The organism is Chryseobacterium subflavum (assembly GCF_055762745.1).
In genome coordinates this window covers 604805-627777 of the sequence record NZ_JBVTMR010000002.1, presented here as the reverse complement: position 1 = coordinate 627777, position 22973 = coordinate 604805, and the positions used below count along the sequence as shown (strand labels likewise).

Below are 22973 nucleotides of genomic sequence, written 5' to 3'. Positions count from 1 at the left end.
TGACAATTTTGCAAATCTCCGATTTTGCCATTTTACAAACAAAGAACAAAAAAATACTTAAAAAATCTATTTACATTAAAAATTTTATATATTTACACTTTCTAATATGTATGAACATACCAACCAAAGATTTCACGATAGATCATCATAGTAAACTCCCTCTGCATGTACAGGTAGAAGAACTTTTCCGTAAACTTATCAAGATGGAAGTTTATAAAAAAGGAGCTCTGTTACCTAAGGAAGTTGATCTGGCTAATCTTTGGGGAGTTTCCCGGAACACCATCCGACAGGCAACCAATAAACTGGAACATGAAGGTCTTATTGTACGGAAAAAAGGGGTCGGAACACGTGTGGCTGAAAATAAAAGCCTTACAACAGGATTGGATCATTGGTATAGTTTTACAAGAGAAATGCAGGAGAAAGGTATTCATGTAATTAACCAATTGTTAAAAACAGAAACAGTACAGCCTAATGAAGAAATCTGCCATTTTTTTAACAGTTCACCAGATAAAAAAATATTTAAGCTTTCTAAATTAAAAGGAGAAAATTCCGGTGATCCGATTGTCTATTTTGAAAGCTATTTTCATCCAAGAATAGGCCTTGATAAAAATGATGATTTTGATATGCCATTGTATAGCATGTTGCAGGAGAATCATGGAGTCATAGTACACCGGTCCCGTGAAAATATAAGCGCCTGCCAGGCTGGTGCCGTGATAGGAAAGAAACTAAAAGTACCGGCTGCTTTTCCGGTTCTGAAACGAGAGCGTTTCGTGTATGATATCAATGGAAAGCCGGTAGAATATAATGTGGGATACTACCGTTCTGATAAGTTTACCTATACGATAGATATTAATAAATCTTCTTAGCAGGTTTTATTTTTTTAGACATTAATATGTTCAAACATTCTAACATATAACCAAAAATGAAGTCCATGTACAAGTATTTTCTTTTGCTGATGTCCTTCCTGATGACAGGCAATTTTGTTTATAGTCAAAAAAAAGTTCCTTATTTTGGTAACATACAGTCTACCAACGGTTATGAAAAGGAAATAAGTGGTGAGAATATTGATTATTTCTCTGCATTTCCGGATCATGCAACGAGAGCTTTGCTTACGCGCACAACGGATGGCGCAAAAGCAATTGAGTGGGAAACTGCTCCTGTGCCACAAAAAGGCAATAAGCAATATGTATATTTTAACTGGCTGGTCTCCCATTCTTCGGGAAGCAGTGGGGGTATTCGCCATTTTGACTTGTACATCAACGATCAAAAAGCACTGACTCTCACTACTTATCCCGGAAATAAGCATCCGGACTGGATTTCCAAAGCAGCAGACAGTACTGCATTTGTATTCAACCAGACTAAAATGGACGGCTTAAAAGATTCTTATGGTATTGCGTATCTCAGAGTTCCTGCCAATAAAGTAACTCCGGGAAAACCTTTACGTCTGAAACTTGTAGGACAAGCTCAGGATAGCAGGGACTGGTTCATGACATACAAATTTACCTTCCAGGAGAAAATGGATGCTTCCTCCACTCCGTTCATTTTAAAAGATGGAAAACGTCTTATTACCCTTACTACATTACACTTTGGTCCTGAACAAAAAATTACGGCTAAAATAAACAATAAGAATTCCTTCTCCTTTACTATGCCGGATGGTATTAAAACATTTGACCTACCTGTAGATCTTGCACCTGAAGGAGGCAGTGTTCAGTTATCAGTTACCTCCGGTAATAAGGAACTTCTCCGTAAAACTATTGAGGCTGGAGCTATCGTTCCCCGCACCTTATATTTCATACATCATTCTCATACGGATGTAGGATATTCCCATTTACAATCTGAAGTGGAAAGGATTCATACTCAAAATATATATGATGCCTTGAAAATGATTGAGAAAACACGGAACTTACCTGAAGAAGCTCGTTTTAAATATAATGTCGAAGCACTATGGGATGTAGAAAACTTTATGCGAAAAGCTACTCCTCAGGATAAACAATTATTTGTAAAAGCAGTAAAAGAAGGAGATATAGGTCTTTCAGCAATGTATGGTAATATTTTAACGGGACTTAGCCAGCCCGAAGAATTATACCATTACACGGAATATGGGAAAAAGCTGGAAAAAGAATATGGATTAAAGATCAACAGTGCCATGATGTCTGATGTTCCCGGCTTTGCCTGGTCATTGGTTCCTGCACTTACTGCATCGGGAGTAAAATATTTTTCCAGTGGCCCCAATTATCTTGGAAAAACCAACCCATATCTTGGAGACCGGGTTGGAAATTTTGTAAAAAACTGGGGAGATAAACCAGTATGGTGGCAATCGCCTTCGGGTAAAGAAAAAATATTATTCTGGACAGCCGGAAGAGGTTATTCTTCATGGCACGGCATCCATCCGGGTGGTGTATTTGAAAACGGGCAAAGAAAGATTGCTGAATATCTTGATGACCTTACCAAAACCAATTATCCTTATGATATGGTACAGTGGCGTTATAATATTGTTTCTGATAATGGTCCTATAGATCCTTCAATATCAAAGTTTGTAGATGAGTGGAATAAAAAATATATCTCGCCTAAAATCGTTCTCAGTACGAATGAAAAGATGTTTGAAGTTTTTGAAAAGAAATATGGAGATCAGCTTCCAATAGTAAAAGGAGATATCAGTCCGCATTGGGAAGACGGAGCAATGTCTACGGCCAGGGAAGAAGGGATTAACCGAAACAGCAGCCTTAAGCTACAACAGCTAACCACCCTGTACTCAATGCTCAATCCTACTCAATATAACAGCCAAAGTTTTTATGAAGCATGGAGAAATGTCATTTTATTTCATGAGCATACCTGGGGAGCCTTTAATAGTATTACTGCTCCTGACCTTCCGTTCGTTAAAGATCAATGGCAGGTAAAAAAGCAGTTTTCTACTGACGGAAGTTCTTTGGCTAACAAACTGGAAGCTGATTTACTAAAGCCTATAACCAATCCTGTATCCAAAACCATTGCAGTTTTCAACACCTCATCATGGTTACGAAGTGGTGCGGTAATTATTCCTGGAACATCATTGGGGAATGCCGTCCAGGATGCATCAGGTCATACAGCTCCTTTACAAAAGCTGCAGGACGGAACTATGATATTCATCGCAAAAGATGTTCCACCACTAGGGTCAGCAAACTACATTATCATTAAAGCAAAAGTATCTTCCGCAAAGCCTTTTTCTGTTACTAACAATAGTATTTCTAATGGAAAGGTTGCTGTGACCTGGGATCATAAGACTGGAAGCATTACCCAGTTTACCGATAACAACAATATTAATTACGTAGGAATTTTTAACAACCAAGGGTTAAACAGTTATTGGTATGTTCCTGGTTCTGATCCAAAGGAAGCTCAATCCAACATGAATGTGCAGATAAAAGTATTAGAGAATGGACCTGTTATGAGCAAAATCTCTCTGATATCAGAAGCACCAGGTGCTAATAAACTGGAAAGAATTCTTACTTTGTTTGCGGATAGTGATGAAGTAGGATTGGAAAATATTGTGGATAAAAAACCTATACGTACCAAAGAATCGGTTCACTTTGGTTTTCCCTTCAATGCTGAGTTCAAGAATATAACAGTAGATGCAGGTTATGGTATCATGAGGTATCTTACTGATCAGCTTCCCGGTTCCAACATGGATTATTGGTATAGCCGCCGATGGGTAGATGCTTCTTTTGGACAAAAGGGAATGCAATGGATGGTTTTAGAAGCACCCCTTATTGAAGCTACTGAGATGATCGACGAAAGAATGGTTATTGATAACAGCCACAAAAAATGGAAAGACAAAGGAGCTCCCGGCACTACCAATTGGTTCAGCTATGCGATGAACAACTATTGGCACACCAACTATAAAGCAGATCAGGAAGGTCCTGTGCATTACCGCTATGCTCTACGTCCACATGGATCATTTGATTCAGTAGACAATGAGAAGTATGCGTCTGCTTTTACGCAACCTCTTATTGCCGTTTCTGTCGATGAAAAATTCAAAGTTGGCGGAAGTCTTTTCAAAGTTGGCAATGACAAAATTGTTGTGACAAGTGTAACACCACAAGAAGATCACAGCTTTATTATAAGACTATACAATCCAGACGAGCGGGAACAGACAACAACATTTGCCTGGGAAAAGCTAAAACCATCTCAGCTTATTGATGTAAAAACAGGCAAAACAATAACACCTGACGAAAAACTTAGTTTATCAGGAATGGATGTTATTGAAATTAAACTTATTCCTTAATTAAAGTTATGTCGAAACCGGTTATTGCCATAGATATGGGAGGTACAAAGATTAAAATCGGCATTGTGCAAGATGGCATTTTACTGGATTCCACCTCTATTGATGCCTATTCCACAAATGGTCTCAGATCCAGGCTTCCTTATATCCGGGAAGCTGTAGAAAATTTATTAAAACCCCAACAACTTTCTTTATCGGATCTGGGTGGATTAGGTATTGCTTCTCCCGGGATCGTAGACAGCCACCGGAAAAAAGTACTTTCTATCGATAAGAAATTTGGAGATGCTCCTGAAATCGATTTAGAGGAATGGAGCCAGAAGATGTTTAATCTTCCTTTTTTCATAGAGAATGATGCCAGGAGTGCGTTGGTAGGAGAATGGATATATGGTAATGCACAAAATCATGACAATGCAGTTCTCATGACACTGGGAACTGGAATAGGCAGTGCGGCTATCATAGAAGGAAAATTATTGAAGGGGAAACACTTTACGGCGGGTATTCTTGGAGGACATTCGGTGATCAATTATAAAGGGAATGTATGTAATTGTGGCAATAAAGGTTGTGTAGAAACGGAAGCTTCAACATGGAATCTCGCAAACATGCGTAAATCAGAAGATCTGCCAGCTTCTTCGGTAGTTGATTATGAAATGATCTTTACTCTGGCTGAAGAAGGAAATACAAAAGCATTAGAAATCAGGAATCAGAGCCTTCAGGCATGGTCTGCATGTGCTGTTAATCTGATTCATGCTTATGACCCGGAAATACTGGTGCTTACCGGCGGGATTATGGCCAGCAGTTCTTCTATCATACCCTATTTACGGAATTATATTGAAACTTACGCATGGACACCCTGGGGAAAAGTTCATCTTACTGAAGGAAAATTCTCCGGCACAGCTGCCCTATTGGGCATAGCCCATCTCATCAACAACCAATAAAATAATATGACTGATAAACATTGCACAAGATGAAATCAAACTTTAATAAACATCCCGTCATTGAAATCAAAGGCCACTCTTGTTTTTCAGGTTGGCAGAATATTACTGAACAAATAAAAGAAAGTAATCCTAGAGTTATCGCGATTGAGTGCTATCCAGGGGTTTATCTGGAAGAGGTCATCAGCTCATTGAAAGAGATCCTAAATCCGGAATTGGTGATCAATACCATTCAGGCCATGAAACCGGAAAAAGAAATTGCAGCATTGATACAGCCTTATGTAACGGATGATCCTGTATTTGGCTATATATCCTCCCTAAAACTGGAAGATTATTTTGATTTTAAAAAGATTAAAGATCTCAAAAGCCTTCTATCAGAAATCGGGGATTGTGCTGTGATCATAGGCCCTGGTGCCACTTTAATTGCAGACGAGGCAGACCTTTCCATGTATGCAGATATGCCTCGATGGGAAATACAAATGCGTTTCCGAAAAGATACAGCCTGCAATCTGGGCAGAACCAACTATACTGATTCTTTTGCATATCAATACAAACATGCTTATTTTGTAGACTGGCGCGTTAGTGACCATTATAAGAAACAAATATTGAATAAGTGTCAGTTTCTTCTGGATACGACCATACCACATCAACCTAAAATGATAAGTACTGTTTCTTTATTTGATGCATTTCAGCAAACGTTAAGCGCTCCTTTCAGAGTTGTCCCGTTTTTTGATCCCGGCCCATGGGGAGGCCAGTGGCTAAAAGAGGTATGTGACCTGGACAGAAGTCTTCCGAATTACGCCTGGGGATTTGATTGTGTCCCTGAAGAGAATAGTCTCTTATTGGGTTTCGGAAACCAGGTTGTAGAAATACCTTCTTCCAATCTTGTTTTTTTCCAGCCAGAAGCTTTGCTGGGAAAAGAAGTATATGAGGGATTCGGGGATGAGTTTCCTATCCGTTTTGACTTTCTGGACACTATGGAAGGGGGTAATCTGAGTCTACAGGTACATCCGCTTAAGGAATACATCAAAGAAAAGTTCGGGATGTCCTATACACAGGATGAAAGTTACTATATGCTGGATGCTAAAGAAGATGCTTTTGTCTATTTGGGGTTAAAAGAAAATATTGACCCTCAGCTTATGATGAAGGAGCTGGAAGCTGCGCAATATGATCAGGTTCCTTTTGACGCAGAGAAGTATGTACAAAAATGGCCGGTCCGCAAACATGATCATGTATCTATTCCTTCGGGCACTGTACATTGTTCGGGAGCGAATTCTGTGGTATTGGAAATCAGTGCAACTCCTTATATTTTTACTTTTAAATTATGGGATTGGGGGCGTATGGGACTGGATGGCAAACCGCGTCCCATATCATTGGCACATGGTAAAAATGTTATACAATGGGATCGAACAACTTCATGGACCAAAGAAAATATACTAAACCTTACAGAACCTATTGCTGAAGGAGATGGCTGGCGGGAAGAACGTACAGGTTTAGATGCATTATCATTTATTGAAACAAGAAGACATTGGTTTACTAAAAAAGTAGTTCATCATACCGGAGGTGTGGTAAATGTACTCAACCTTGTTGATGGAAGGGAAATTATTGTAGAAAGCCCAGAACATCTTTTTGAGCCTTATGTTATTCATTATGCTGAAACATTTATCGTTCCGGCCCATGTAAGACTGTATACCATAAGCCCATATGGAGAGAGTGAAGGAAAAGAATGTGTGACTATTAAAGCGAGCATACGTACTCAGATGATTTCTCAAAAAGTTATAAAATAAACATCTATGCAGCAAACGTTTCATTCTACAATCCTTAAGGCAACTCTTGTAGCATCAGTAGGCGGATTGTTATTCGGTTATGATACCGCTGTAATCTCCGGAGCAATTGGCTTTATGCGAACTTATTATCATTTATCCGATCTGATGACAGGCTGGGTAGCTTCATGTGCTCTGCTGGGCTGCATCATAGGTGCTGTGTATTCAGGAACATTAAGTGATCGTATCGGTCGTAAAAAAGTATTAATGCTTTCGGGTTTATTGTTTACTATTTCATCCATAGGAACATCACTGGCTCCTAATCTGTGGATATTTGTAGTATTCCGGATAATAGGAGGAATGGGTATCGGAATTGCTTCCATGCTCTCGCCGATGTATATTTCAGAAATGGCTCCTGCAGCCATAAGAGGACGTCTGATATCCATATTCCAACTGGGAATCGTGAGTGGTATTCTGGTTATCTATTTTGTGAATGCCTATATTGCCGGCATTCATAACGAAAGCTGGAATATTTCGACAGGATGGCGATGGATGTTTGGTTCGGGAATTATTCCTGCCGTTATCTTTATTCTGTTGCTCTTCACTGTTCCTGAGAGTCCGCGTTGGCTGGCCGGACAAAAAAGAGAAACTGAGGCATTAGCAATCCTGAAAACCATCAATGATCCTACGACTGCCCGGCAGGAGCTGGATTCCATCAAGGGGGCTTTAAAAGAGGAAAAATCTCTTTCTTTCAGCGCGCTTAAGGAGCCCAAATTAAAACGGGCATTGGCTATAGGTATCTTCCTTGCTATATTCTCACAAATTACCGGCATCAATGCAATTATGTATTATGCTCCTGAGATTTTCAAGGCAACGGGAGTCGGCTCAGACTCTGCATTCATGCAAACCGTTCTCGTGGGGATCATCAATGTTCTTTTTACTTTTGTAGCCATAAAATATGTAGACACATGGGGACGAAAAAAGTTACTGCTTCTTGGTATTTCCGGCATGGCTATTTGTTTATTTATTATTGGTTTTGCCTTTTTTAATGAACAAAAGGGGTATCTGATACTTATCGCGATCCTTGGATACATTGCTTGTTTTGCCATGTCCCTTGGTCCTCTTGCATTTGTGGTTATTGCAGAAATCTTTCCAACAAAGGCTCGAGCTACCGCTATGTCCGTGGCTACTTTCTTTCTGTGGTCAGCCGTTTTTTTAGTTTCCCAAACTTTTCCGGTTCTTGTCGGAATTATTGGTAATGCTTTTACATTTTGGTTATACATGGCCATCGCTATCACAGCACTCTTGTTTGTATGGAAAAAAGTACCTGAGACCAAAGGAAAAACCTTAGAGGAAATACATAATTCTCTATAAAAGAAAAAGAGTGATTGAAATTCTTAATTTTGGGATTTCAATCACTCTTTATTATTTTACCGGCTTTATACTCATCGCAAATCCCCCACCGGGAGCCGCTTTGATTTTCAGCTTAGTATTGGTTCTCACTATTTGTCTGGAGATCTCATAACTTTTAGGATTGTTTTTCCAGCTGGCATTTTTACCGTCTTTATAAATTACCGCTTCAAATTTTTGGTTTTTAGGTAGAAATGACAAATCTACCGTTGCTTCTCTTGGATTTTCATCAGTAATACTTCCTACAAACCATTCATCTTTATTTTTAGCTTTCCTTGCAATGGTAATATAATCACCCGGCTCGGCCTCAAGAATATATGAAGAATCCCAATCTACTGCCACGTCTTTGATAAACTGAAAAGCATCAGGATATTTTTTGTAATTATCAATCAGATCTGCAGCCATCTGAAGCGGGCTGTACATTGTAACATAAAGTGCTAATTGCTTGGTAAGCGTTGTACTCAACTTCGCTTTATTAGTTCCATAAACCGAAAGATCTCCTTCGAATATCCCTGGTGTATAGTCCATCGGGCCTCCTATTAGCCTTGTAAATGGCAATATGGTGGTATGATCCGGACGGTTGCCATTGAAAGATTCAAATTCTGTTCCGCGTGCCGATTCCTGAGCAATCCAATTGGGGTAAGTCCTGTAAAGACCTGTTGGCCGCACTGCTTCATGTGAATCTACCATAATATGATATTTTGCAGCCATTTCAGCAACGTAGTTGTAATGGTTAACCATCCATTGGCTGTCATGATATTCACTCCGCGGGATAATTGGCCCTACATATCCGGTTTTTACGGCATCGTATCCATTGTCTTTCATAAACTGAAATGCGTCCATCAATTGTCTTTCATAATCTACCGCAGATGATGTTGTTTCGTGATGCATGATAATCTTTACATTTTTGCTTTTGGCATAAGCCTGCAGTTCTTTTACATCAAAATCGGGATAAGCTTTGGTAAAGCTATAAATATGTTCTTTTCTGTAAGCCTGATTATCTTCCCATCCTTCATTCCATCCTTCCACTAAAACAGCATCAAAGCCGTTTTCTGAAGCAAAATCAATGTATTCTTTAACATGCTTGGTATTCGCGCCATGTCTGCCATTCGGCTTGAGGGTTTTATAATCCGTTTGCCCGATCCGGATATCCTGATCGTCTGAATAAGCCCAGGTAGATCCACCTCCTATAAAATATTCCCACCATACTCCAATGTATTTGGTCGGCTTGATCCATGAAGTATCCTCAATTTTGCTTGGCTCATTAAGATTAACAATCAGGTTGGAAGCCAAAATATCTCTTGCGTCACTGCTGATAATCAAAGTTCGCCATGGGCTTACAGAACCTGTTTGAACAAAACCCCTGTCTCCGTTTTTATCAGGTGTCAGATTGGAAGAAAGAATAAAATTCTTCTCATCAAGATTGAGTGTCATTGCAGCAAAATTGATAAGAGCTGCTTCATGAATATTAATATAAATTCCGTCTTTTGATTTCAGCATCAAAGGTGTTTGTACAGCAAGACTGGCACTGGGTGCTTTTGCTGCCAGAGGTTCTTTGCGTACCTCATCGATCAGCTTTGAAATTTCGGACAGATTTGATGTAGTAACCGGAAACTCATTCGTATCATAATCGGCAGGGATCCAAAATGCCTTATAATCTTTTCCTAAATTAAAGCTTGTTTTCTCACTGCTTATGGTAAAATGCCTTAAATCCTTTTGGACAGGAAACTCATACCGGAAACCTAAACCATCGTCAAATAGCCTGAATCTGATATCCAGTTTCCAGCCGGTTTTATCTTGAACTAAATGGACAAGCATTTCATTGTAATGATCAGCTACTTCCTTATTGGGTCCCCAAACCGGCCTCCAGGTTTTATTGGAAGATGAGTAATCAATCCCCTCTACTTTAAAATCGGAGAAATAGGAATAAGAGGGTTTTAAAACAAATCCTAACTGGCTTTCTTTTAAAACCGTTTTATCTTTATAATTTAATGAATAATATGGAGTTCCCTCCCCTTCTATTTTAAAGTTCAGTTTAAACTGATTATTGGGTGACGAGAGTAGTTGTCCGTTCGTAACAATCGTGAACAACATACTCATACAAAAGTATATAGTCTTTATTTTCATTATAATAATCTTAAAAAACACTGTCCGCCATTCTCTGGGAAAATGGCGGACAGAGATCAATTATACTTACCGGAATTATCTTCCGAAATCATCCTGTACTCTTACAATATCATCTTCATCCGATGGATTTGATGCATCCGTATGCTGCCAGATCTCGGCTACAACACCCCAGCCATCCAGTCCGATCAATCGGTGTCTTTCTCCCTGTTGAAGTTTTACCTGATCCTTTGGCTTGTATTCCTGCAGTTCACCTTCTTCATCGGTATTACTTCTTTTTATACCTACTGTTCCTTCAACAACCTGCCAGATTTCTGCTCTCCTGTGGTGATACTGCCAGCTCAATCTTGCCTGTGGCGCCACCAGAAGAATTTTCGGGCTTAATTTTCCTCCGATCTTCAGGCTTTCCACATCTATTCCGTCAAAATATTGATTCGCAAAATCCTGTGCCTGCGCTTCATCAATCACAAAAAATCCACCCCACGGTCTTGTATCATCTTTTGCAACAAGATTAAAGCCCTGAGCTCCTAGCATCTTTTCTACTTTATCAAATATTTCTTTCTTTTCCGCACTCATAATTATCGCTATTAAAGTTTATTGTTAAAATGATTTATTCTTTTGACATCGAATAAGGAAAGTCCTTTTCCTGTGATCCTCTTTCTTTATTCGGCTGATTGCTCATCTTGAAATCCAGAACTGCACCATGCAGAAGGTCTTTGTGACTCAACCAGTTTCTGGAGTAAGGCTGATTGTTTACATTCAGAGATTTTACGTAAAGATTCTCACTGCTATTCTCCGGAGCCTTTATTTCGATATTTTTACCGTTCTCCAGATGTACGGTAACTTCTTTAAACAACGGCGCCCCTAAAACATATTGATCCGTAGCGGGTGTTACCGGATAAAATCCTAATGCAGAAAAAACATACCATGCAGAAGTTTGCCCGTTATCCTCATCCCCACAATATCCGTCCGGTGTGGCCTGATAAAGTTTATCCATTACCTGCCTTGCCCAATATTGGGTTTTATATGGCGCTCCGGCATAATTATACAGGTAGATCATATGCTGTATAGGCTGGTTACCGTGGGCATACTGCCCCATATTCATGATCTGCATTTCCCTTATTTCATGGATCACACTTCCATAGTAGCTATCATCAAAAACAGGAGGAAGAGAAAATACCTCATCCAGTTTGGCTTCGAATTTCTTTTTACCACCCATCAGCTTTGCAAGACCATCTATATCCTGGAAAACCGACCATGTGTAATGCCAGCTGTTTCCTTCGGTAAAGGCATCTCCCCATTTAAAAGGATTAAAAGGTGACTGAAATTTTCCGTCTTTATTTTTACCTCGCATAAGACCTGTTTCAGGATCGAACATATTCTTATAGTTGTAGGCTCTTTTTTTGTAGATGTCAATTTCTGACGCTGGTTTCCCTAAAGCTTTTCCTAACTGATAAATCGAAAAGTCATCGTAAGCATATTCTAAAGTACGGGCTGCATTCTCATTAATTTTCACATCATATGGAACATATCCCAGGGTATTATAATATTCCACCCCTTTACGGCCGACAGCCTCAATAGGACCTTCATTATTCGCCCCGTGTTTTACGGCCTGCCATAAGGTTTCAATATCATATCCACGCAATCCTTTAATGTAAGCATCAGCAACAACGGAAGCAGAATTGTTCCCGATCATAATATCAGAATAGCCGGGACTGCTCCACTCTGGCAGAAAACCTCCTTCTTTGTAAGCATTGGCAAGGCCTTCCTGCATCTCTACGTTGATGCTTGGATATACGAGATTCAGAAATGGGTATAATGCACGAAATGTATCCCAAAAACCGGTTCCTGCAAACATTTTCCCATCCAATATTTTACTGTTGTACGGACTCCAGTGCTTCACTTTATTCTGAGCATCGATCTCATATAATTTTTGTGGGAAAAATAAGGTTCTGTATAAAGAGGAATAAAAGGTTTTCATTTGCTGATCTGTTCCTCCCTTTACTTCAATCTTTCCAAGTGTCTTGTTCCATATCTCTTTCGCATTATCTTTTACCTGCTCAAAACTGCGGCCGGCAATTTCCCTTTTAAGGTTAATTTCTGCCTGTTCGAAACTGATAAATGATGAAGCTACCTTTGCATAAACCGATTCTTTATTTTTTAACTTAAATCCAACTATGGCTCCTGTGTGATCGCTGGTAATTTCCAATTGATCATTTACCAACCGATCATCTTTCCATGTTGTCGTTACATCAAAGTCTTTATCAAACTGAACAATAAAATAGTTTTTAAAACTCTCATATTTTCCTCTGGCATACTTAGTCGTGTATCCTATGATTTTCCTTTGTTTCGGAAGAATTTTGATATAAGAACCTTTATTCAGCACGTCAATTACAACATAAGCACTATCCGTTTTAGGGAAATCAAATTTGAAAAATGCGGCTCTTTCTGTGGGTGTAAACTCCGTAGTAACATTAATATCAGCGAGATAAACACTATAAAAATATGGTTTTGCAATTTCTGCTTTATGGCTGAACCAGCTGGCACGATCTTCTTCTTTAAACCTGAGTTTTCCGACACCTGGCATAATTGCAAATGCTCCATAATCATTCATCCATGGAGAGGGCTGATGTGTTTGTTTAAATCCTCTGATCTTATCCGCATCATATGTGTAAGCCCATCCATCACCCATTTTACCTGTTTGGGGAGTCCAGATATTCATTCCCCATGGAAGCCCTATCGCAGGATAAGTATTACCGTTAGACAATGATGGCTTAGATTGGGTTCCCATTAATGGATTTACATAATCTGCAGGAGACGGATTCTGACCAAAAACCAGCGCATTAAGCAGGAGAAAAAGAGTTGAAAATAAAAACTTCATTATATCATTTTATTAGTTGATTAAGGTCTTCTTCAAAGCATAGCTTGCAGCACCTAAGATGGCAGCGTCTTCAAAAATAACCGAAATTTTAACAGGCAAGTTAATATTATTTTTTACTAAATTCTCACTAAATCTTTCTTCAAAATAAGGATATGCTTTCGCAATGTTTCCTCCTATTACAAGGACCTCCGGCCTGTAATCCCATACATATTTGACAATAAATTCCGAGAAAGAATCTGCATACTCCTGAAATATCCTGGATTGGATGTCTTTAGGCTTATCAAGTAATTCTTTGGTTCCTGAGATTTCGCTTCCTGTTAATTCCGCATATCGTTTAACAAACCATCGAGTGGCAAGATAATCTTCAGCTAAGGAATCTTTAAAAGGAGAATTCCACAAATCCTCATCTGTTGAAGTCTCACCATTGTAGAATGTTGTTCCTAATCCTGTTCCCAGCGTTATCCCAAATACACGGTTATATTCAGTGACGCAACCTCCGAAAACTTCGCCTTCCAGAAATGCGGCAGCGTCATTTACAAAGTGGATCTGTTCATTTAATATAGAAAGCCTGCTGGCCAGTTCTTCTTTGATATTTATTTGGTAGATATCGATAAATTTTCCCTGCTGCATGAGAGAAATTCCGTTTTTATAATCAAAAGGTCCCGGCATTGCAATGCCTATAAGGAGTTCTTCCCTGTTCAGATTTACTACAGCTTTTCCGATTGCAGAAACCCAGGCGGAAAAAATATCTTCCCGTCCGCCAAATGAGTCAACATGCTCCCTGATATAAGTGGAACCTATAATTTCATGCTTTTCAGGATCTACCTGAGCCATTGTAATATGCGATCCGCCAATGTCTATACCTAATGCATTTTGCATAATTCTCTTATTTTTTAATTCCAGTAGATATATCTGATCATCTAAAAACAGACAAACAAGAAAGCAAAATCATTATTATTCAATAATTCCTAAATTCATTTTTTAAATGTTCCTGCCACTTGTCTGCCTATCTTAGATTCCAAATTTAAATTCTAACTGTATAATTTTATTAATTTTTTAAAGACTTAATCCACTATTATTTTTCCTGAAAATATAATGCGGTCATTTTTTGATTCCACTTTATAAATATATGTTCCGGACGATAAAGCTTGAGTATTGATCGTTATTTTATCTTTATCTACACTCTGTTTTTTGATCAACTTCCCTGAAAGATCATATAGGGATACTTCACTAGCAGAACGATCATTAATTACAAAATGAATATCATTTCCCTTTTTAACAGGGTTTGGATAGACATTATTTCCTTTTTCAAGAACATTGTCTTTTGTTGATAATGAAATATTGCAAGGTACATCTGTTGTCCAGTTGGCATTTGACATATTAATAAGAGTCGCAAAATGTGTATTCGAAGTCGCGTCTAAAGCTCCGTTACCACTTCCCTCATCCATTTTCCAATTAGCCTCAAGCCCTGCACTATTAGAAGCTATATTACATTTGTCATTCATAATTTCCTGAGCCGTCAATGCTTTTTTCCACACCCGGAATTCATCAAGGAAACCGTTCAATGTTCTTGAATTATCATAATTTCTTGCCAGATAAAGAATTCCATTGGCTGTAAAGTTTCCGGTGGCTGCAGCACTTGCATCAAGAGTTCCGTTAATATAAATTTTCATCGCCGTTCCGTCATAAGTGGCAGCGATATGATACCACGTGTTGGTATTCAATCCAGTATTGCTGTTCAGCTTAATCTGAGATGAGCCGAAACTTAATATAAATTGTAATTTATTGTTTGTAAGACCGGCATCCCCAAATCTCAGAATGGCAGAATTATTATCTCCTACTTCAATCCCAATTACTGAAGAAATATTAGGGAAAGCAGTTTTAAACGCATTTACTTTCACCCATCCTTCAAAAGTGAGTGCATTCCCACTTAGATTAAACTGGCCGGCATTGAGATAATGACTACTGCCGTTAAAAGAAAGAGATCTTGGTCCAGGACTTTGAACCGGCGCAAAACCACTGTTAAATGAAGCCTCTGCAGAATATGCACTTACAGTAGATGCACTGCATACTCCCTGTACTTTCCAAACGTAATTTGTATTTTCAGTTAAATTTTGCAGATTATATGTATTGGTTGTAATATTCTGAATCGTTGTCCATGTTGTAGCGGCAGCTGTTTTATACTGTAAGGTATAAGAAGTTGCACTTCCGGCATTCCATGACAGCTTTGTTGTCGTTCCCAGGAAGTTTTCCGACTTAAGGCCTGCCGGAATTTCACATCCGCTTCCGGAATTAAATCTCGGAGCAAAAAGATATGTACTCTTCAGCGTAGAAGAACAATTGGACTGAATTCTCCAATCATAATCTGTACTTAAAGCCAGGTTGTTTACATTGATATTATTTCCGGAGTAATTGGTTGCCAAATTAATCCACGTTGTTGAATTGGCTGCCTTATAATCTATATTGTAGGTTTGAGAACCGTTTGAAGTCCAGTTTAATTTAGCTGAAGTTCCTGCAACATTGGTCACCTCAAGTCCTAATGGTGGATCACATGATGCTCCCTGTGTCCAGGTATACAGCTGGCCACTAAGTTGTGTGTTCTCGTTATAGAGAATGTTAGATCCCGTACTCAGATAGCTGGCAGCATTGGTTCCTTTAAGATCATACCACATAAAAACGCCATAGCCGTCATTCTTTGTGCTCGTTGCTAAAGTAGAAAGTGTAGAAGCAGAAGTATTCTGGATCCAGGTTGCTGCCGCAGAAATTTTAGAATTGGCAAGAGGAGGTATTGAAGGAGCATTATAAGTGCCATAATAAGCGTTCCATCCGTAATTGATATAGTTTCCGGCATTATCTCCATTATAAGCTTGCCTTGTTGTTGCCGGGCCAATGTAATACCATGTAATTAATTTATCCGGCATGGCAGCTTTCAACTCCTGTAATAACATAACAAAAGAACTGTTATTCGGCTGTCCGGTAGCGTTATTTCCATAATCTGCATATTCGTCGTCAAGATCAACTCCATCCAGGCCATAGGTATATACGGTGTGGGCTATCTGCAAAGCAAAATCACGTGCCGCTTCCCGGGTCGGAAAGTTACAGATACCCGCCCCCTGATGATTCCCCAGGATATCTAATAATACTTTGATTCCTTTTTGCTGTAGAGGCCTTACATAAGTGTCGACATCGTTTAATACTTTTGTCACATTATTATTGTTGGAAATATAAGCCCGGCTTTTGGAAACATCATAATTGATGTTGGCCGCGAAGATAATAGCAACGTCAAAAAGTTGTTTGTTACTGTTTTGCAAAGTATATGACCCTGCGTTCAGAATATTGCTGTTATTAACCTCCACATAGCATATCCCCAAAGGATTAAGCTGTGCCCGTAATAAAGATGTTGCCTGCCCTATTAATAAGACCAATGCAATAAGAATAGATTTTCCTTTCATAGTATAATTATTTCGTTTTTGACCTGGTTTATAAATCCGGAGGTATAACAATGGGTCAGAAGGCTCCTTCCGTTGACTTCTCCAGCTCCCTCGCAGATTGAAGGAATTCTTCTACATTCATTTCTTTAAAGAATAATAATCCGTGGGTTGCCCTCAGCCTCGGACTCTCGTTATCATAAAAATATGGTTTCCCTAATACCAGCTGAACCGCTTTGAGCTGTTCTACCCAGGTTTGTATTGACAGATGGCTGAACTTCCCATTGTAACGGTAACTTGGAAAGGATGCATCTACCTGGCTCAGATAGCTGTTGGTAAAGCTCTCATCCATTGTGCTCATGGCATTAAGTGATACGGGGAATATATGGCTGACGTCTGCAGCATTAAACTGATACCATACATTTCTGTAACCCCAGATTTTAAGACCGGAAAGATCTTTTTCTTTGCCCCATTCTCTTACCGCTTCAGCGATAGCCTGCAAAACTTTGTAATGAGTATCAGGGCCGCTTCCTTCAGGGTCAAAAGCTAAACTTATAACTGTAGGGTTAATTTCCTTTAACTGTTGTAAAATAGGAAGAACATCCCGTTCTCTTTTTGGTTTTTCCGTAAAAATGGCTCCCGTATAAAAGCCGAGCCTCAGATGGCTTACGTTTTTTGTTCTCACCCCAAAATGTGCCCATACAAGCTCTTCCTCATATTCACGGATCATCCCTTTTAAAATCTGAATTTTCGGTTCAGGGTTTTGTCCGTCATAGCTGGAGTTAACCGTGTCTATGATCTCCCTGATCTTTTCGCGTAATCCAGACTTGCTTTTCAGATTCCAGAGTTCAACAATATTCCTCACCATTCTATGGGAAACAGCTCTCGCCCGCTCTTCTTCATTTCCTGAGGCAATATTGATCAGATAATGATATACATCTTTGTCTTTTTTATTTTTATATCCGTTTTCAAAAAAATCGGGATAATTGAGCATTTCAACTTCTTCTCTTCCGATAAAAGAAAGCGTATCGCGAAGGATTTTTATTAAAAATTTATTGGTAACAGCAGTAAATCCGGAGGTAAGAACTGAATAGTGAGAAGAATTGGTCTCATTACGGGACTGATAATGAATATATGGTAATAATCCTAAAGAAATATCATCATGATGGGGTCCGGTATGATAAAAGACTTCATTGCTGAGCGGTTTTGTTCCTGTTTTTATTTTATTTTCAATGGACGCAATAACTTGCTGTACCGTAGTATTGCTTACATCCGGAATTAGTTTTGTATAATCATCCCCTTTCAGATCATCCAACGAAAGATGTTCTGCATATTTGTTCAGCTTTTGGGTCAGAGACATTACAGCTCTATCGGTCTTTTCCTGGGACCAGCTTCCAGAATGATAATAGTTATCAATATAGTCTTTCAGCATACTTGCCGCACCTTGTGTAAGATAAAACCGTCCGTTAGAAAGTTGGGAAAGGACAGAAGCCGGATATAAATTGGAAGGAGGAAGTTCCATTGCATCTTTGATCATAGGAGCCTTCGCTTCACCTGCTGCAAAAATAATAGCAACAGCATCTTTGTTATAAATAATGGTTTCAAGACCTATGGTGATCACAAGACGCTCTTTTGAAATTTCAATTCCTCCCAGATCTCCCGCAGCAACTGCCTGCGTCTCAAAATTAGTCGAAGTCAGCCTTGTCGTAGAATAAGGATCCGAACCTTTGATATTAAAAGCAATGTGTCCGTCTGGACCAATACCCCCTAGGAAAAAACCAATCCCTCCCAATTGGCGGATTTTTTGTTCATATCCTGAACACCAGTTATCAATGAGGAAAATAGATTCTTTTTGTAATTTTTCAAGAGGGTTCAGGGCTTCACGATATCTTAGTTCAAGATTTACTTTGCTGTCCGGGAAAACTTCTTCAAAACTTTTACCTTCCGCCAAAGGGATTTCATCACAATTAATAAGTAAAGCATTTTCTTTTTTAAGCCCAAACCCTTCAATGTAATATTTGTTTACATAATGATAAAAACTATTAGCTTGTGAAGATTTTATGGGATAAAACTCATCAATTTGGACAAAATGAAGATCAGCCAGCGATGGTTTATCAGCGAATAACAACTGATGCTTTTCCCTTAGCCTTACTACATTTTCTTCCTCCCAATGATCGAGAATATACTTTGTCCAGTAAATAAAATATTCCGGAGTCTTTCCTGTTGGCAGACTGATAACTCCTTTTGGATTCTTGTGAACCCACTCCAGAAACCGGAATGCCGAAAGCATCCCAAGCTTCGGAAAGTTATCTACGACGATGTAGGGAACGTTTACCTTATTGCTTCTTGGAACATCATTCAAAAAGGTAAGCTCTACGGGGGTAAAAATTTTAGTATTTTCCATCTTTTAATTTTTTTTTATTTGTGTTGAATTTGATTATTAAATTTTGAATTTATCCAAGCAGTTCCGGATTTTCATTATAGGTTTTCCATAACAATTCTCCGAATAATGTATTGGACCAGGCAAACCATTCTCTGGTAAATTTCTTATCATTATCTTTATGGAAGGACTCATGCATAAAACCTGTTCCTCCATGCGTTTTTTGTAAAGTGTCTATGCACCAGCGGATCTCGCTTTTATCTTGGGTTGTTAGTGCTTTCATAATGATACTCATCGGCCAGATCATATCCAAACCAATATGAGGACCCCCGATTCCTTCTGCCAGCTTACCCTTGAAAAAGAAAGGATTATCTTGTGACCATACATATTTCCGGGTATTAAGATAAACAGGATCATCAGCTTTTACAGCATCCAGATAAGGCAATCCCAACAAGCTTGGACAATTGGCATCATCCATTAGGTTATAGCTACCAAAACCATTCGTTTCAAAAGCATATATTTTTCCATACTGCGGGTGATCATAGATTCCATATTTCTTTATGGCAGCATCTACCTCATCAGCAAGACTCGTTAATTGTTTTGCCAGTTCCTTTTCATTTTTGATCTGGGAAACCATTTCTGCTGCCTGGCGTAAACTTACCACAGCAAATAAATTGGAAGGTATAAGGAATGCATAAATGGTAGCATCATCACTTGGTCGGAACATGGAGCTGATAAGACCAACAGGTTTTGTAGGATATCCATATCCTCCCATTGGGATTCCATCGGTAGCCCAGGCTGTTGTCCTTTCAAACTGATAAGGTCCTAAACCTGTTTTTCTCTGCTGTTCAATAAAAGTTTTCAGAGTCAGCTTAATTCCTTGCAGCCAGTTATTATCAAAAGGTTTTGTATCTCCGGTCGTTTTCCAGAAATGATACGCAAGGCGGATTGGATAGCAGAGTGAATCTATTTCCCATTTTCTTTCGTGTATACCGGGTTTCATATCCGTATGATCGTACTCCTTCCACTTACTTATCTTTTGATCATCATTATAAAATGCATTCGCATAAGGATCCTTCAGAATAAACTGGGTCTGTTTATGGATTACTCCTGATATCAATTTGTGCAGCTTATCATCTTTTTTTGAAAACTGCAAGTAAGGAAAAACCTGTGCAGAACTGTCACGAAGCCACATGGCATCTATATCTCCAGTGATAACATAAGTATCCGGTGTTCCCTTGTTTTCTGTATAGAAAACCGTTGTATCTAATGTATTGGGAAAGCAGTTTTCAAAAAGCCAGGTCAATTCTTTATTTTTCACTTTCTTTTTAAAGGCTGAGATAGCATTTTCTACCGCTTCACTGGTAAAATGCCTTTTATCTTTAGGAACACGGACAACAGGGAATTCTTCTACGCCTAGCCCTTTTGCAAAAGCATTCTGCGCAAATAATAATCCGGCTCCTGCCAGTGCACTTGTTTTAATAAATTTTCTCCTTTCCATTGATACTTATATTTCGTTATTGTTTATTAATTCTATTTTACGGGCTTACTTCCCATCACAAATTTCAGTTCACCCCCATTCATAATATCACTGTGATTCAATTCCCAGCTTTTAAATTCTTTACCATTCAAAAACATTTTCTGAACGTAAATATTTTTATCCGATATTTTCTCTGCAATCACAGTAAATGTTTTTCCGTTCTCCAGCTTTAAGGAAGCTTTTGGGAATTGTGGTGCTCCGATCGCATACACAGGTTTTCCCGGAGTAACGGGATAAAAACCTAAAGAAGAGAAAATATACCATGCAGACATCTGTCCGCAATCTTCATTATTTACAATCCCGTCCGGCTTTGCTGCGTACATATTGTCACGGATAAATTTGATCATTTTCTGGGTTTTGTAGGGAGCTCCTGCATAATTGTAAAGATAAGGAACATGGTGTCCCGGTTCATCTCCAAATCCAAGAGATCCGATAAATCCTGAAATATCAACATGTTGTTCCCCTTCCATTTTAAGGGTTTCTGTAAATGTTCTATCTAATTTTTCTTCAAATCCCTTTTTTCCACCATAAAGATTCATCATTTCATCGATCTGGTGAGGAACAAAGAAATCATATGCCCAGATGTTTCCTGATACCCAGTGCGGCTGAAGCTTTTTCCAGTCGTTTAAAAGGAAATCAGCCAGAAATTGTCCGTTTTTTTGCTTAGGCCAGAAGTGATTATTTTCTTTATTGAAAGTATTAAGAAAATTCATTGAGCGTTTTTTATATACTTCTGCATCTTCTTTTTTTCCTAATTTTTCAGCCAATTGCTGGATGCACCAATCATCATAGGCATATTCCAGGGTGGCGGATACAGAAGCTCCGTTTTCTGAAGGAGTATACCCTAATTTAATGTAATCGTTAAGACCTCCACCGCCATCGCTGCTGCTCATTTTATCCGTTAAGGAAGCATCTTTCATCGCAGCGAACGCCTTCTCATGATCAATTCCCGGTACACCTTTAGAAATAGCATCCCAAATAACCGAAACACTATGGTAGCCCAACATACAGAAATTGTCATATCCACAAAGTTCCCAGATTGGCATGTGATCCTTGCGATCTGTATACCTGCTGATCAATGAGTTTGCAAATTCTTTGGTGTGTTTCTGATCCATAATGGTAAGCAACGGATGTGTTGCTCTGAAGCCATCCCAATAAGAATATGTGCTATAATTGGTGAACCATTTGGTATTCATATTTTCCTGGGCAGCCACATAATCTCCATTGGTATCCATATAAAGATTCGGAGCAATGAAAGTATGGTAAACACCAGTATAAAATATTTTTCTCTGGTCATCGGTTCCGCCTGTGATCTGGAATCTGTTGATCAGGTCTCTCCATGTTTTTTGGGCAGTTTCTTTAGCTTGAGCAAAATCAACATTCTTTGCTTCTGCATCAAAATTTTCCTGTGCTCCTTCCGTACTTACCGGGGATAAAGAGACTTTTACTTCAATGCTTTCATTTTCCTGTGTAGAAAATCTTACAAAAGCCTTTGCATCTTTAGCCAGCGCAAACCTTTCATTTTCTGTTATTTTACCTTCAGAATAGGTTCCGTATGATTTAAATGGTTTTGAAAACTCCATTACAAAATAAGCAAATCTTTTACCACCCCAGCCATTACTATAGCAATAACCGGAAATCTTATTGTTTCCCTGGATTCTTACCAGTGTATGATAAATATTTCCGAAGATTTTGTTGGTAGGATCTATGATTACATTAGCCTCTTCGCTTTTTGGAAATGTATATTTATGAAACCCTACCCGTGGAGAAGCCGTCAGTTCAGCTTTTATTCCATAGCTGTCAAGCATTACAGAATAATACCCTGGAGCAGCAGTTTCTCTTTCATGACTGAATTTGGAACGGTATCCGCTATCAGGATTTTCTTCTGATCCCGGAACCATTTTTACTTTTCCGGTAGTTGGCATCACTAAGATATCTCCGAGATCGGCCCAGCCTGTTCCACTAAGGTGATTATGACTGAACCCCATAATCGTTTTACTGCTGTAATGATACCCTGAACACCAGTCCCAGTCACCACTTTTGGTATTCTGATCCGGACTCAGCTGTATCATCCCGAAAGGTGTTGTAGCTCCCGGAAACGTATGCCCGTGCCCTCCGGTTCCGATAAACGGATCTACCCATGAAAGCGCATCGTCTCTACGTTGGGCGTTAACAGATTGAACAAACAGGACAACAAAAAAATAAATAAACAGTTCCTTTTTCATAACGGAGAGATCTTGAACATTTTTAAGACTACACA

The 22973-nt window shown here is 39.0% G+C and carries 13 protein-coding genes; 5 read left to right on the top strand and 8 right to left on the bottom strand.

Annotated features, from left to right (window positions below; translation table 11 throughout):
* The first annotated feature begins 110 nt into the window (after positions 1-110).
* From AC0INN_RS12185 to AC0INN_RS12165, 5 genes are all read left to right on the top strand, one after another.
* On the top strand, positions 111-866 hold the full coding sequence (locus AC0INN_RS12185; protein WP_172282165.1) for a GntR family transcriptional regulator: 756 nt from the start codon (positions 111-113) through the stop codon (positions 864-866).
* A 65-nt stretch (positions 867-931) separates the two neighbouring features.
* Entirely contained in the window at positions 932-4258 is a 3327-nt protein-coding gene (locus tag AC0INN_RS12180; RefSeq protein WP_273650425.1) for a glycoside hydrolase family 38 N-terminal domain-containing protein, read from the top strand.
* 8 nt (positions 4259-4266) lie between these two features.
* Positions 4267-5190, top strand: coding sequence for an ROK family protein (locus AC0INN_RS12175; RefSeq protein ID WP_273650424.1), 924 nt, complete (start codon positions 4267-4269; stop codon positions 5188-5190).
* A 29-nt stretch (positions 5191-5219) separates the two neighbouring features.
* A complete protein-coding gene (locus AC0INN_RS12170) occupies positions 5220-6974 on the top strand; it encodes a class I mannose-6-phosphate isomerase (protein WP_273650423.1) in 1755 nt (584 codons plus the stop codon).
* 6 nt (positions 6975-6980) lie between these two features.
* Positions 6981-8324: a sugar porter family MFS transporter gene (locus AC0INN_RS12165; protein WP_273650422.1), complete on the top strand. Its 1344-nt coding sequence runs from the start codon at positions 6981-6983 to the stop codon at positions 8322-8324.
* A gap of 51 nt (positions 8325-8375) precedes the next feature.
* Here AC0INN_RS12165 and AC0INN_RS12160 read toward each other — a convergent pair whose 3' ends face one another.
* From AC0INN_RS12160 to AC0INN_RS12125, 8 genes are all read right to left on the bottom strand, one after another.
* Positions 8376-10487 (bottom strand): glycoside hydrolase family 97 protein, encoded by a 2112-nt coding sequence (locus AC0INN_RS12160; RefSeq protein WP_373428013.1) that lies wholly within the window; start codon positions 10485-10487, stop codon positions 8376-8378.
* 75 nt (positions 10488-10562) lie between these two features.
* Positions 10563-11060, bottom strand: a complete 498-nt coding sequence (locus AC0INN_RS12155; RefSeq protein WP_273650420.1) for a cupin domain-containing protein — start codon at positions 11058-11060, stop codon at positions 10563-10565.
* A 34-nt stretch (positions 11061-11094) separates the two neighbouring features.
* On the bottom strand, positions 11095-13365 hold the full coding sequence (locus tag AC0INN_RS12150) for a GH92 family glycosyl hydrolase (protein ID WP_306613395.1): 2271 nt from the start codon (positions 13363-13365) through the stop codon (positions 11095-11097).
* A gap of 12 nt (positions 13366-13377) precedes the next feature.
* Positions 13378-14244, bottom strand: coding sequence for an ROK family protein (locus AC0INN_RS12145; RefSeq protein WP_306613393.1), 867 nt, complete (start codon positions 14242-14244; stop codon positions 13378-13380).
* 185 nt (positions 14245-14429) lie between these two features.
* Positions 14430-16817, bottom strand: a complete 2388-nt coding sequence (locus AC0INN_RS12140) for an endo-beta-N-acetylglucosaminidase H (RefSeq protein ID WP_306613391.1) — start codon at positions 16815-16817, stop codon at positions 14430-14432.
* 55 nt (positions 16818-16872) lie between these two features.
* Positions 16873-19197 carry a glucosamine-6-phosphate isomerase gene (locus AC0INN_RS12135; protein ID WP_172282147.1) on the bottom strand — a complete coding sequence of 775 codons (2325 nt, stop codon included), beginning with the start codon at positions 19195-19197 and terminating at the stop codon, positions 16873-16875.
* Between the two features lie 49 nt (positions 19198-19246).
* Positions 19247-20674: a glycoside hydrolase family 125 protein gene (locus tag AC0INN_RS12130; RefSeq protein ID WP_306613389.1), complete on the bottom strand. Its 1428-nt coding sequence runs from the start codon at positions 20672-20674 to the stop codon at positions 19247-19249.
* Between the two features lie 32 nt (positions 20675-20706).
* Positions 20707-22938, bottom strand: a complete 2232-nt coding sequence (locus AC0INN_RS12125) for a GH92 family glycosyl hydrolase (RefSeq protein ID WP_273650413.1) — start codon at positions 22936-22938, stop codon at positions 20707-20709.
* Between the last annotated feature and the right edge of the window lie 35 nt (positions 22939-22973).

Bases quoted from the DNA above. Each gene is read 5' to 3' on its own strand.
- AC0INN_RS12185 (WP_172282165.1), top strand. From the start codon at position 111: ATGAACATACCAACCAAAGATTTCACGATAGATCATCATAGTAAACTC.
- AC0INN_RS12180 (WP_273650425.1), top strand. From the start codon at position 932: ATGTACAAGTATTTTCTTTTGCTGATGTCCTTCCTGATGACAGGCAAT.
- AC0INN_RS12175 (WP_273650424.1), top strand. From the start codon at position 4,267: ATGTCGAAACCGGTTATTGCCATAGATATGGGAGGTACAAAGATTAAA.
- AC0INN_RS12170 (WP_273650423.1), top strand. From the start codon at position 5,220: ATGAAATCAAACTTTAATAAACATCCCGTCATTGAAATCAAAGGCCAC.
- AC0INN_RS12165 (WP_273650422.1), top strand. From the start codon at position 6,981: ATGCAGCAAACGTTTCATTCTACAATCCTTAAGGCAACTCTTGTAGCA.
- AC0INN_RS12160 (WP_373428013.1), bottom strand. From the start codon at position 10,487: ATGAAAATAAAGACTATATACTTTTGTATGAGTATGTTGTTCACGATT.
- AC0INN_RS12155 (WP_273650420.1), bottom strand. From the start codon at position 11,060: ATGAGTGCGGAAAAGAAAGAAATATTTGATAAAGTAGAAAAGATGCTA.
- AC0INN_RS12150 (WP_306613395.1), bottom strand. From the start codon at position 13,365: ATGAAGTTTTTATTTTCAACTCTTTTTCTCCTGCTTAATGCGCTGGTT.
- AC0INN_RS12145 (WP_306613393.1), bottom strand. From the start codon at position 14,244: ATGCAAAATGCATTAGGTATAGACATTGGCGGATCGCATATTACAATG.
- AC0INN_RS12140 (WP_306613391.1), bottom strand. From the start codon at position 16,817: ATGAAAGGAAAATCTATTCTTATTGCATTGGTCTTATTAATAGGGCAG.
- AC0INN_RS12135 (WP_172282147.1), bottom strand. From the start codon at position 19,197: ATGGAAAATACTAAAATTTTTACCCCCGTAGAGCTTACCTTTTTGAAT.
- AC0INN_RS12130 (WP_306613389.1), bottom strand. From the start codon at position 20,674: ATGGAAAGGAGAAAATTTATTAAAACAAGTGCACTGGCAGGAGCCGGA.
- AC0INN_RS12125 (WP_273650413.1), bottom strand. From the start codon at position 22,938: ATGAAAAAGGAACTGTTTATTTATTTTTTTGTTGTCCTGTTTGTTCAA.